This window comes from Actinokineospora sp. (assembly GCF_052390155.1).
Classification (GTDB): Bacteria; Actinomycetota; Actinomycetes; order Mycobacteriales; family Pseudonocardiaceae; genus Actinokineospora.
In genome coordinates, this window is the sequence record NZ_JBQTHF010000113.1 from 1 (window position 1) to 11658 (window position 11658).

The 11658-nt window shown below is 69.6% G+C and carries 13 protein-coding genes; 8 read left to right on the forward strand and 5 right to left on the reverse strand.

From position 1 onward, the window contains the following. From ACT4N7_RS27730 to dxr, 4 genes are all read right to left on the reverse strand, one after another. A partial coding sequence (locus ACT4N7_RS27730) for an AAA family ATPase (RefSeq protein WP_444831819.1) occupies nucleotides 1–893 on the reverse strand: 893 nt, incomplete at its 3' end. A gap of 61 nt (nucleotides 894–954) precedes the next feature. Then, nucleotides 955–2094, reverse strand: a complete 1140-nt coding sequence (ispG, locus tag ACT4N7_RS27735) for a flavodoxin-dependent (E)-4-hydroxy-3-methylbut-2-enyl-diphosphate synthase (RefSeq protein WP_444831852.1) — start codon at nucleotides 2092–2094, stop codon at nucleotides 955–957. A gap of 40 nt (nucleotides 2095–2134) precedes the next feature. Continuing rightward, complete coding sequence (locus tag ACT4N7_RS27740) at nucleotides 2135–3355, reverse strand: M50 family metallopeptidase (protein WP_444831820.1); 1221 nt, start codon at nucleotides 3353–3355, stop codon at nucleotides 2135–2137. A 2-nt stretch (nucleotides 3356–3357) separates the two neighbouring features. Continuing rightward, nucleotides 3358–4620: a 1-deoxy-D-xylulose-5-phosphate reductoisomerase gene (dxr, locus tag ACT4N7_RS27745; RefSeq protein ID WP_444831821.1), complete on the reverse strand. Its 1263-nt coding sequence runs from the start codon at nucleotides 4618–4620 to the stop codon at nucleotides 3358–3360. A 220-nt stretch (nucleotides 4621–4840) separates the two neighbouring features. Here dxr and ACT4N7_RS27750 point away from each other — a divergent pair, with 220 nt between their 5' ends. The 3 genes from ACT4N7_RS27750 (at nucleotide 4841) to ACT4N7_RS27760 (ending at nucleotide 6289) form a co-directional block, all read left to right on the forward strand. Beyond that, nucleotides 4841–5116, forward strand: a complete 276-nt coding sequence (locus tag ACT4N7_RS27750; protein ID WP_444831822.1) for a GlsB/YeaQ/YmgE family stress response membrane protein — start codon at nucleotides 4841–4843, stop codon at nucleotides 5114–5116. 122 nt (nucleotides 5117–5238) lie between these two features. Continuing rightward, complete coding sequence (locus ACT4N7_RS27755) at nucleotides 5239–5511, forward strand: DUF2631 domain-containing protein (RefSeq protein ID WP_444831823.1); 273 nt, start codon at nucleotides 5239–5241, stop codon at nucleotides 5509–5511. A gap of 289 nt (nucleotides 5512–5800) precedes the next feature. Then, nucleotides 5801–6289, forward strand: coding sequence for a beta-class carbonic anhydrase (locus ACT4N7_RS27760; protein WP_444831824.1), 489 nt, complete (start codon nucleotides 5801–5803; stop codon nucleotides 6287–6289). 158 nt (nucleotides 6290–6447) lie between these two features. Here the strand turns inward: ACT4N7_RS27760 and ACT4N7_RS27765 are convergent, their stop codons facing one another. Continuing rightward, the gene (locus ACT4N7_RS27765) at nucleotides 6448–6672 is read right to left on the reverse strand and encodes a hypothetical protein (RefSeq protein ID WP_444831825.1); all 225 of its coding nucleotides are present in this window, start codon (nucleotides 6670–6672) and stop codon (nucleotides 6448–6450) included. Between the two features lie 476 nt (nucleotides 6673–7148). Between ACT4N7_RS27765 and ACT4N7_RS27770 the strand changes: the two genes are divergently transcribed. The 5 genes from ACT4N7_RS27770 to ACT4N7_RS27790 are packed head-to-tail and all read left to right on the forward strand — an operon-like array spanning nucleotide 7149 to nucleotide 11656. Further along, nucleotides 7149–7412, forward strand: a complete 264-nt coding sequence (locus ACT4N7_RS27770; RefSeq protein WP_444831826.1) for a phosphopantetheine-binding protein — start codon at nucleotides 7149–7151, stop codon at nucleotides 7410–7412. Between the two features lie 32 nt (nucleotides 7413–7444). Beyond that, nucleotides 7445–8731 (forward strand): beta-ketoacyl-[acyl-carrier-protein] synthase family protein, encoded by a 1287-nt coding sequence (locus ACT4N7_RS27775; protein ID WP_444831827.1) that lies wholly within the window; start codon nucleotides 7445–7447, stop codon nucleotides 8729–8731. After that, nucleotides 8728–9681, forward strand: a complete 954-nt coding sequence (locus ACT4N7_RS27780) for an ACP S-malonyltransferase (protein WP_444831828.1) — start codon at nucleotides 8728–8730, stop codon at nucleotides 9679–9681. Before ACT4N7_RS27775 ends, ACT4N7_RS27780 begins: the two co-directional genes overlap by 4 nt. Further along, the gene (locus tag ACT4N7_RS27785) at nucleotides 9659–10429 is read left to right on the forward strand and encodes an SDR family NAD(P)-dependent oxidoreductase (protein WP_444831829.1); all 771 of its coding nucleotides are present in this window, start codon (nucleotides 9659–9661) and stop codon (nucleotides 10427–10429) included. The genes ACT4N7_RS27780 and ACT4N7_RS27785 overlap by 23 nt, the downstream gene beginning before the upstream one ends. 18 nt (nucleotides 10430–10447) lie before the next feature. Then, nucleotides 10448–11656, forward strand: a complete 1209-nt coding sequence (locus ACT4N7_RS27790; protein ID WP_444831830.1) for a hydroxymethylglutaryl-CoA synthase family protein — start codon at nucleotides 10448–10450, stop codon at nucleotides 11654–11656. Nucleotides 11657–11658 lie beyond the last annotated feature (2 nt).

The following is an 11658-nucleotide window of genomic DNA, read 5'->3' on the forward strand; positions in this document are numbered from 1 at the left end:
GTAACCCCTCGCCCCACCTTTGGGTGGCTTTTTTGTTGCGTACTGGCGCCAGAGGCGTGTTTTCTTTGCTTTCCCTCTCCAACGACGAGGGACGCGACCGTGCGATAACCGTCACTCATCTCGCGCAGTGGAAACCGGTTGTCGCCATTGCGTACCCACAGGCCGTCCGAATCGACGCCTTCGATGCGGTAACCGTCCGGAAGGAGACCATCGGACAGGATCGCCAGCGCGGCCGTCTTTGTTTGTTCAGCCCCCGGCCGTTGTTCCAGATGGCGGAGATGTTGCTCGATGAGCCAGCCGACACCTTCGGCAAGCGACGCGTCCTCGTGAAACAGACTGACCAGTCGAGCAACCGGTCCAGGGCTCAGCATCAGGCGTTGTGCGTCTCCGGCGCCACCTACCAACCGCCGAAAGGGCCCGTAAGCCGCACAGAACCAGCCATTCGGGTTATCTTGCCACGGCCCTCGCACCGACAGGCTCTTGTTTCTCGCGCTGCCGAGCGAGGCCAGTGCGGGCTGGACGACCCTTCGCGCGGTCGCTCCCGATTCTTCGGGAATGGTCCACTCCAGACCTGCGGTGAACTCCCCCTTCGGCGGCCTACCCTGGCCGAATCGGTCGAAATTCGAATCATAGGCGATCCGAACCTCGGCCCGAGCTTGTCGACAATCTGCCGAAACCCAGTTATCGAAGTCTGGAACCAGACTCCGGGCGACTGCCGGACCACTGACCGCGAGAGCGATGCCGCGGAGGAACGACGTTTTCCCAGAACCATTCCGGCCCGCAATCACAGTCCACCCGGCATAGGACTCGTCTGGTCGCCGGAGTGCGATTTCCACGTCGCGGGCGCCGTGAAACCCCCGAATGTTACGCAACGTCACCCGGGAGAGATACATCTAGGCTCCGCCTCCTGTCAACGCCGACTCCAGTACCGGAAATGTACTGCTGGAACGGGCATCAGCCGACGGTGACGCTAGGCGCGCCGGTCTCGCCATCGACTGGGTCGCCCATTTCTTCGGCCAGGCGCAGGGCTTCCTCGATGAGGGTTTCCACGATCTGGTGTTCGGGGACGGTCTTGATGACCTCGCCCCGGACGAAGATCTGGCCCTTCCCATTGCCGCTGGCGACGCCGAGGTCGGCTTCGCGGGCTTCGCCGGGGCCGTTGACCACGCAGCCCATGACGGCGACGCGCAGGGGGACTTCCATGCCCTCCAGGCCCGCGGTGACCTCGTCGGCCAGTTTGTAGACGTCTACCTGGGCGCGGCCGCAGGAGGGGCAGGAGACGATCTCCAGTTTGCGCGGGCGCAGGTTGAGCGACTGCAGGATCTGGGTGCCGACCTTGACTTCCTCCACCGGCGGGGCGGAGAGCGACACCCGGATTGTGTCACCGATTCCCTGACGCAACAGGGCGCCGAAGGCGACGGCGGACTTGATGGTGCCCTGGAACGCGGGACCCGCCTCGGTGACACCCAGGTGCAGCGGATAATCACACTGTTCGGCCAACAGTTCGTACGCGCGAATCATCACGACGGGATCGTTGTGCTTGACCGAGATCTTGATGTCGTGGAAATCGTGCTCGGCGAACAGCGATGCCTCCCACATAGCCGACTCGGCCAGCGCCTCGGGAGTCGCCTTGCCGTATTTCGCCAGCAAACGGGGGTCCAGCGAACCCGCGTTGACGCCGATCCGTATCGGCGTCCCGTGATCCTTCGCGGCCCGCGCGATCTCCTTGACCTGGTCGTCGAACTTGCGGATGTTGCCCGGGTTCACCCGGACCGCCGCACACCCCGCCTCGATCGCCGCGAAGACGTACTTCGGCTGGAAGTGGATGTCCGCGATCACCGGGATCTGCGACTTGCGGGCGATCGCGGGCAACGCCTCCGCGTCGTCCTGGGTCGGGCAGGCGACGCGGACGATGTCGCAGCCCGCCGCGGTCAACTCCGCGATCTGCTGCAGCGTCGCGTTCACGTCCGCCGTCACCGTCGTCGTCATCGACTGGACCGAGATCGGGTGTTCGCTGCCGACGCCGACCGGTCCCACCTGGAGCTGCCGGGTCTTGCGGCGCTCGGACAGCACCGTCGGCGGCAACGTCGGCATGCCGAGCATCACGTCGGACATCTGGGCCTCTCCTGAGGAATTACTGCAATCGAATGGGGTTGACGATGTCCGCGGTGACCGTGAGCAGCACGACCGCGCCGCCGACCAGGACCAGCACCATGGTGATGCCGGTGAGCCTGGTGTAGTCGACCGGGCCCGCGGGGGCCTTGCCGCGCAGCTTGCGCAGCAGGTCGCGCACCTTCTCGTAGAGCGCGATGGCGATATGGCCGCCGTCGAGCGGGAGCAGCGGGAGCAGGTTGAACACGCCGACGAAGAAGTTCAGCGCGGCCAGCATCAGGATGAAGATCTCCCAGAGGCCCCGCTCGGCGGCGTCCGCGCCGATGACGCTGGCGCCGACGACGCTGATCGGGCGCTCCGGGTCGTTCTCCGCGCCGCCGATCGCGCGGACGACGGCCGGGATCTTCTCCGGGAAGCGCATGAGCCCTTCCCAGGTCTTGGCGAACATCTCACCGGTGAAGGTGACCGTGCCGCCGACAGCCGCGAGACCGCCGAACTGCACCATGCCGCCGGGGGCGATGCCGACGGCACCGACCTGGACGACCCTGTTGTCGTCGCGGCCCACGACCGAGTTGGTGGCCGTGCGCTGCACAGTCGCCACGTCGACGCGCACCGTGCGCTGTTCGCCGTCGCGTTCGACCAGGAAGGTGTTGGTGCCGCGCAGGTCGCGGACCTTGGTGACCAGTTCGGTCCAGGTGGCCACCGGCTGGCCGTTGACGCCGACGATCTCGTCGCCCTCGCGGATGCCCGCGGTGGCGGCGGGCGACGGGTCGCCCGAACCGCACTCCGCGAGTTTGAGGGTCTTCGGGTCCTGCCGCGCCGCCGCGCAGTCGGTGGCGCCGACCAGTGGGCGCTCGGTGTAGTTCGGCAGGCCCAGAGTGATCGCCATCATGTACAGGATGATGAACCCGACGATGAAGTGCGTTATTGAGCCGGCGGAGAGCACCACCACGCGCTTCCACACCGGGTAGCGCCACATCGCCCGGGGCGCCTCCTCCGGGGTGACCTCGTCGAGCGCGGTCATGCCCGCGATGTCGCAGAACCCGCCTGCCGGGATGGCCTTGAGGCCGTACTCGGTCTCACCGCGGCGGAAGGAGAAGACCTTCGGGCCGAAGCCGACGAAGTACCGCCGGACCTTCATGCCGAACGCCTTGGCGGTGAGCATGTGCCCTGCCTCGTGCAGCGCGACGGACACACAGATGCCCAGCGCGAAGACGATCAGCCACAGGAGCCATTCGAGCACGGTCAGTCCCTTCCCGGCCCGGCGGCGTCGCGCGGGCCAGCGGTCACCGCGAGGAATTCTCGCGCGCGGGCGCGGGCCCAGTGCTCGGCGGCGAACACCTCCTCGACGTCGCGCGGCTCGCCCTGCCAGGCGCCTGCGTCGTCGAGTACCCGCTCAACAGTGTCCACAATGGCTGTGAAGGTGGCGTCGCCTCGCAGGAACGCGGCCACCGCCTCCTCGTTCGCCGCGTTGTAGACCGCGGGCAGGCAACCGCCGGTCTCCCCCGCCGCCCGCGCGATGCGCACGGCCGGGAACGTGTCGTGGTCGAGCGGTTCGAAGGTCCACTCGGTGGCCTCGCTCCAGTCGCACGCCTTGGCCGCGCCGGGGACCCGGTCGGGCCAGGCCAGCGCCAGCGCGATGGGCAGCCGCATGTCCGGCGGGCTGGCCTGGGCCAGCGTCGAGCCGTCGGTGAAGGTGACCATGGAGTGCACGATCGACTGCGGGTGCACGACGACGTCGATGCGGTCGTACGGCACGTCGAACAGCAGGTGTGCCTCGATCAGCTCCAGCGCCTTGTTGACCAGGGTGGCCGAGTTGATCGTGATCACCGGCCCCATCGCCCAGGTCGGGTGGGCCAGCGCGTCCCGCGCGGTGACGTCGGCGAGGTCGGCCCGGCGCCTGCCGCGGAACGGGCCGCCGGACGCGGTGAGCACGAGCCGGTCGACCTCGTCGGCCCGGCCGCCGCGCAGCGCCTGCGCCATCGCGGAGTGCTCGGAGTCGACCGGGACGAGCTGGCCGGGCTTGGCGGCGCGCAGCACCAGCGAGCCGCCCGCGATCAGCGACTCCTTGTTGGCCAGGGCCAGGGTGGCGCCGGACTCCAGCGCCTTGAGCGTCGGCGCGAGGCCGCGCGAGCCGGTGATCGCGTTGAGCACGATGTCCGCCGGGACCGCCTCGATCAGCTCGGTGACCGCGTCCGGGCCCGCGAAGACGCGTGGCATGCGGAACCCGCCGCGCGAGTAGTCGCGCCGCTGCGCCTCGGCGAACAGCGCGAGCTGCACGTCCTGGGCGGCGGTCGCCCTGGTCACGGCGATCGCGGCCACCCCGAAGCGCAGGGCCTGCTCGGCGAGCAGGGCCGGGTCGGCGCCGCCCGCGGCCACCCCGGCGACGGAGAACCGGTCGGGGTTGGCGGCCACGAGGTCGAGGGCCTGGGTGCCGACCGAGCCGGTCGAGCCGAGCACCAGGAGCGAGCGTCCGCGGTCGTCGCCGCGCGCGAGGGAGGCTGTCATCACCCTCCATTGTTCCCGATGGCCGAGGGCCGTACGCCACCGCGGGGCGTGGCGCGCGTCTCGCCCGCTGACCCGACGGTAGCAACCTAGGTTAGCCCGTTCGGTCCAATCCGAAAATACTTTCGCTCCGAAGGCGTGATCCGCCACCAGCCGGGGCATATCACCGGCAACAGCGTACGACTTCCGGGACACCCGGCGGTCATGAGGAAGGAGCACTTCGATGGGCATTATCGGCTGGATCATCCTCGGACTGATCGCCGGTCTCATCGCCAAGGCCATCATGCCTGGTAACGACCCGGGCGGCATCATCGTGACGATTCTGATCGGCATCGTCGGCGCTATTATCGGCGGCTTCATCGGCAACGCCATTTTCGGCGGCGGGCTGGAGAACTTCTTCTCGCTGCAGACCTGGCTGCTCGCCATTCTCGGCTCCCTGATCCTGCTCGGCATCTACCGACTGGTCACCGGCCGAGGTCGGGGCAGGGCCCGCGCGTAACGCGAGACCGGCTCACACCCGAGGGCGCCGTGGACACCACGGCGCCTTCGGGCTGTCCGGGGTGTGAAACTATGACCCGGCACCGATCGAACAGCAACGATCGAACAGCCAGGAGGACGCACGTGGCGGGCACGGGACTGGAGAAGCGCAAGGCCACGGCCGCCGCGCAGACGGTGAGCCCGCAGGACGAGCCGTCGGCCGAGTGGGGTTGGCACGGGTCCTTCCCCCGCGCGACCGCCTTCGCGGGCATCCTCGTGGGCCTGGCGATGTTCGGGATGCTCATCGGCAACCACACCGGCCTCACCGAGGACCTGTGGCTGATCGGGGTGGGTGTCGGCCTGCTCGCGGGCGTGGGCTGGCTGGTCCACAAGCGCCGCACCTCCTGGCGCAGGTAAAAGCTTTCGACGCGGGAACCCGGCCGGTGTGGTCGGACCGCGTTCGCCCAACTGGTGGGCACCGGTTGCGTTCGTGCGCATGAGCGCATTGGCTATGGTCATGCCCCCCAGCGATCTGGAACCGTTCTGGCCTTCGCGCCGGCCGCGGCTGTTCGATGAGGCATGTCCGGTGGCCGTACGGGTCTGACCACTCGACTCGTGCGGCCGTGCCGTCAGGTACGCCATCCCGGCCGCGCCTTGGACGGTGGCTCCGGGATGGTCCGCTTCCGACACACCGGAAAGGCCCATCATGTCCGTCACGGACGACCTGCTCGCCAACAACGCCCGCTACGCGGAGACCTTCGAAGGCCCGCTGCCCCTCCCGCCCGCCAACCACGTCGCCGTCGTGGCGTGCATGGACGCGCGGCTCAACGTCTACGGCGTCCTCGGCCTCGAAGAGGGCGACTCGCACGTCATCCGCAACGCGGGCGGCGTGGTCACCGAGGACGAGATCCGCTCGCTGGCGATCAGCCAGCGGCTGCTCGGCACCCGCGAGATCATCCTGATCCACCACACCGACTGCGGCATGCTCACCTTCTCCGACGAGGAATTCCGCGAGGGAATCCGGGCGGAGACCGGGATCAAGCCCGCCTGGTCGTCCGAGGCGTTCGGCGACCTGGAGACCGACGTGCGCCAGTCCCTGGCGCGGGTGCGGACCAGCCCGTTCATCCCGCACACCGACCAGGTGCGCGGGTTCGTCTTCGACGTGGCCTCGGGCAAGCTTTCCGAGGTCATCTAGCACCTCGACCGGCGCCGCCCCGTTCTCTCTTGCGTCCTGGGCGGCGCCGGTCGAGCGCGTACCGAGCCTGCCGTCGACCGGGAAGAGCATCCCGCACGGCAGCAGTTGCAGCAGCAGGATGACGACCCGCACCGGGATGCCGCCGTCGGAGTTCGCGATCATGGCACTACCGCGGTGATCCCCGACGCGCAGGACGCCGCCCGCTGGTCGGCCACCAGCGCGGCGAAGGTCGCGTCGTGGTGGAGGTCGGCGAGCACGGCCCACAGCGCGGCCTGGTCCGGGGCCGCCTGGCCGAGCATCCAGTGCGCGAACGCGTCCGTCGCGACGAACAGCAGGTCGCCGGGCAGCAGTGGGCCGCTGCCGAACGCGAGCCGGTCCGTCATCCGCGCCATGGTCGCCGTCGCCGCAGCCCGCGGCGTCCTCCTACTCCGCCGCGGTATTGCCCGCCTTCTCCAGCGACAAGCACACCGAGTGCGCGAACACCATCGGCCGCTCTCACCGGTCCCGGAACTTCATCAGGGTCGACAGCCCGGCGTTGAACACGGACCCGCGGGCGCCGTCGTCCAGGTCGACCAGCGGACAGGGAGTTGTCGAGCAGCAGGGTGGCGCCGTCCGAGATCTCGATCGTGGTGAGCCGCTTGGCCCACTCGGTGAGGTCGGCCCCGTCGAACGGGCTGCCGGTGACCAGGCCGTCGGTGATGTTGATGACGGCGATCGCGTCGGCGCCTGGTCCGCTGTTCTCCCCGTGTCCGACTCTTGATCAGCCGGGTAGTACAGTGCCGCGAACTGATGGACACCCGTCTACTTTGTCGGTAGCACTCAGTATTCACATACCTGAAAATTGAAAGGTGAACTACGCATGTCTGCAGCGGTTGTCACGCGTGCCGAGATCCTCGCCGTGATCCAGGGCAACATCACGAAGGTCGTGGAAGGCGCCCGGGGCACGGAGATCTCCCCGGAGGCGAGCCTGAAGGACGACTTCGGCGCCGACTCGCTGGAGATCGTCGAGGTCGTCTCGCGCTCGATGAAGGAACTCAAGGTCAAGGTGCCGCGCACCGAGCTGTCGAAGGCAGCCAACATCGGCGAGCTGGTGGACATCTTCGAACGCTTCGCCGCGGCCTGAGAAACCGACGACCGCAAAGGGTGGAAGACGCCATGGACAGGCCCCCCGAGCAGCGGGTCGTGATTACCGGACTGGGCGCGGTCACCTGCCTGGCCGACAACGTTCCAGACCTCTGGTCCGGCCTTGTCGGCGGCCGGTCCGGCATCACCAACTGGAAGGACATGGACGACCGGGTGGCGTGCCGGGTCGCCGGAGACCTGAGCGACTTCGACCTCGACGAGCACCTCGACCGCGTCGGAGCCGACTACCCCGCGGAGCTGACCAAGGCGGCCAAGCGCATCCTCCGGGTCACCCCGCACTCGGGCACGCTGACCGCGGCGGCCGCGCTGCAGGCCTACGTCGACGCGGGATTCGGGGTGCACCCGCCGGAGTCCGAGCGCATCGGGCACGTACTGGCCGGGCACAACCTGAACACCCCGAACATCGTCGCGAACAGCCGCACCTTCGCCGAGGAGCCGGAGTTCATCGACCCGCTGTTCGGCATGGTGAACCTGGACACCGACGTCGTGGGCGCGGTCGGCGAGCTACTGAGCCTGCGCGGACCGGGCTTCATGATCGGCGGCGCGTGCGCGAGCGGGAACCTCGCCGCCCTCAACGGCCTGGACATGATCCGCGCCGGGCGGGCGGACGCGGTCGTGGTCACCGGCGGCACGATCGCGATGGACCCGCTGGTGGTGCACTCGTGGGTGATCATCGAGGCGCTGACGTTCACGTCGTTCAACGACGACCCGACCAGGGCGAGCAGGCCCTTCGACGCCCGGCGCGAGGGTTTCGTGCCGAGCGAGGGCTCGGCCGCGGTGGTCATCGAGTCGCTGGCCAGTGCTCGGCGGCGCGGCGCGACGATCTACGCCGAACTGCTCGGCGGCGCCGCCGCGTCGGACGCGAACCGGCAGACCCGCCCGCACCAGGAGGGCCAGCGGCGCGCGATGCGCGGCGCGCTGGCCGACGCGCGGGTCACGGCGGAGCAGATCGACTACGTGAACGCGCACGCGACCTCGACCCCGCTCGGCGACGCGGTGGAGGTGGCGGCGGTCAAGGAGGTGCTCGGCGAGCGCGCGCCGCACACCCCGATGAACTCCACCAAGTCGATGGTCGGCCACTCGCTCACCTCGGCCGGGGTCATCGAGATGATCGCCACCACCCTGCAGATCCGGCACGGTGTGCTGCACCCGACGATCAACCAGGAGACCGAGGACCCAGCGCTCGGCCTGGACTTCGTCCCGAACGTGGCCAGGGAGCACCGGATCGACACGGCCATCTCGAACTCGTTCGGCTTCGGCGGGATCAACTCGTGCCTGGTCATCGGCAGTCACCGGTGACTGCCGAGTCGACCGCGCTGCTGCTGGCGGGCCAGGGCAGTGAGCGGGTCGGGATGGGTGCCGACCTGGCGGCGGTGTGCGGCGGCTGCCGGGAGACCTTCGCGCTCGCCGAGCAGGCTCTCGGTCAACCGCTGTCGCGGTGGATGGCCGAGGGCCCGCAGGACGTGCTGCGGCGGACCGAGGTCGCCCAGCCCGCCCTGCTCGCCCTCGGGGTCGCGCAGGGTGAGCACCTGCGGCTGCTCGGTGTCGAACCGGTCGCGCTCGCGGGCCACAGCCTCGGCCAGTACACCGCGCTGGTGTTGGCGGGCGCGCTGGGGTTGGCGGACGCGGTACGGCTGGTCGCCGCCCGCGGGCGGCTGATGCAGCGGACCGTCCCGCGGGGCCGCGGCGCGATGGTGGCGGTGGCCGGGCTGACCATGACCGAGGTGGCGGCGGCCTGCGCGACGGGCCGGACGCACGGCGTCGTCGACGTGGCGTGCTTCAACGCGCCGGGCCGGCTCGTGCTCTCCGGGGAGACCGCGGCCGTGGCGGCCGCCGCGGCGGCGTGCTGGGAGGCAGGCGGCGGCACCACCGACCTGCCGGTCAGCGCACCGTTCCACTGCGAACTGCTCGCGCCGATGGTGCCCGAGTTCGCAGGCATGGTGGCCGAGACGCCGGTCGCCGCGCCGCGTGTTCCGGTGGTGGACAACGTGACCGCGTGCCCGCTGCGGGACGCCGAGGCCGTCCGACAGTCCCTTGTGGACCAGATCGTCGCGCCAGTCCTGTTCGAGGAGAGTCTGAAAACGCTGGCCCAGATGGGAGTTCAGCGCTTCATCGGCTGCGGGCCGGGTGCGGCGGCACTCAAATTCGCGTCGTTGACGACCCCCGAGATCCGGCGGGTCACGTTCGACGACCTGACCGCGGCGCACCGCGGCGTCGGAGGTGCCCATGTCGGATCGCTTCGACCGTAAGGGATTCGTCGTCACGGGCGGCACTCGCGGCATCGGCAGGAAGGTCGTGCTCGCGGCCGCGGCCGAGGGCGCGGAGGTGGTGTTCTGCGGGCGGGCCGAGTCGGCCGCGACCGGCGCGGAGGTCGAGTCGGCCGTGCGCGCCGCGGGGGGCCGGGCGTGGTTCGTCCCGGCCGACATCGCCGCCGAGGACGACGTCGAGCGGCTGTTCGACGTGGCCGGGGAGGTGCTGCCCTCGATCGACGTGGTGGTCAACAACGCGGGCGTGGCCCGGGACGCGCTGCTGGTGCGGGCGACCCTGGCGGACTGGAACGAGGTCATCGGGGTCAACCTGCGCGGACCGTTCCTGACCTGCAGGCGGGCGGTCGGCGAGATGCTGACCCAGGACGGCGGCGGCCGGATCGTCAACGTCGCCTCGTTCACCGCCAACGGCCTGGTCGGCGCGGCGGGCTACGCGGCGTCGAAGTCCGCGCTGCTCTCGCTGACCCGCAGCGTGGCCAAGGAGTACGGCCGCCGCGGCATCGCCTGCAACGCGGTGGTTCCCGGGTTCGTCGACACCGACATGACCCGCGACTACGACCCCGCCGCCAAGGCGAGACTGGCCAAACTCAGCCCGCACAACCGGTTCGGACGACCCGAGGAGGTCGCCGACGCGATCCTCTTCCTTGCCTCGGCCGAGGCGTCGTTCGTCACCGGGGACGCGGTCTACGTGTCCGGCGCGGTGCGCGACGTGCCGCGGCTGACTCCCTGACGTCGAAGGAAAGCACTCATGAAGACCGCAGTCGGCATCGACGACATCACCTTCTACGGCAGCACAATGGCCGTCGACGCGACGGCACTCACGATCGCCCGCGGCGGCACGGAACGCGACGCTCGGCGACTGCGGCTGCTGCGCCGCTCCCTGCCGCCGAGCTTCGAGGACCCGGTGACGCTGGCGGTCAACGCCGCCCGCGCGCTGCAGGGCGCCGCCGACCCGGACCGCTACGGGCTGCTCATCGTGGCCACCGAGTCCGGTGTGGACTATGCGAAGCCGCTGAGTTCCTACGTGCACAAGCATTTGGGGCTCACGCACCGATGCAGGCACCTGGAGGTCAAGCACGCCTGCTACGCGGGCACCGCGGCACTGCGCCTGGCCGCCGACTGGGTCGGCGCGAATCCGGCGAAGAGCGCACTGGTCATCACCACCGACATGGCCCGGCGGCTGTTCCACGATCCGGGCGAACCCGCCGAGGGGGCCGGTGCCGTCGCGATGGCGGTGACCGCCGATCCCCGGGTGCTGGTCCTGGATGACGAGAACGGTGTCGCCGCGCGTGAGGTGTACGACGTGATGCGGCCGACGCCCGTACTGGAGACCATCCACTCAGGACTGTCGCTCGCCGCGTACCTGGACCTGTTCGAGTTGGCGTGGGCCGGTTATCGCGAGGCCGCGGGCGCGGACGTCTTCGCGGAGTTCGCGCACGTCATCTACCACACGCCGATCACGCCGCTGGTCCAGCAGGCACACGGGCTGCTGCTGGAAGCGGCCGACCCCGACGCCGACCCCGCCGAGAGCTTCACCCGGATGGTGCTGCCTTCCCTTACCTACACCCAAGAACTGGGCAACACCTACTCGGGCAGCCTGTGGACCACGCTCGCCGCGCTGGTGGATCACGCGCCGTCGGTCACCCCGGGGACCCGGATCGGGCTGTACTCCTACGGTTCCGGTTCCTGCGCGGAGTTCTTCAGTGGCCGGTTCGGCAGTGCCGCGAGGGAAACCGTGGCCGGACACCGGTTGGCCGAGCAGCTCGCCGCGCGCAGGCTGGTGGACGTGGCCGAGTACGAGCGGATCGTGCTGGACACCGAGCGCAGCCTGACCCAGGCGCAGTTCAAGCCGGACCCGTCGCTCGCCGAAGGGCTCTACGAAGCGGCGTACGCGGGCCGCGGGCTGCTGGTGCTGGACAACGTGGCGGACCACTACCGAACCTACCGGTGGAGCTGATC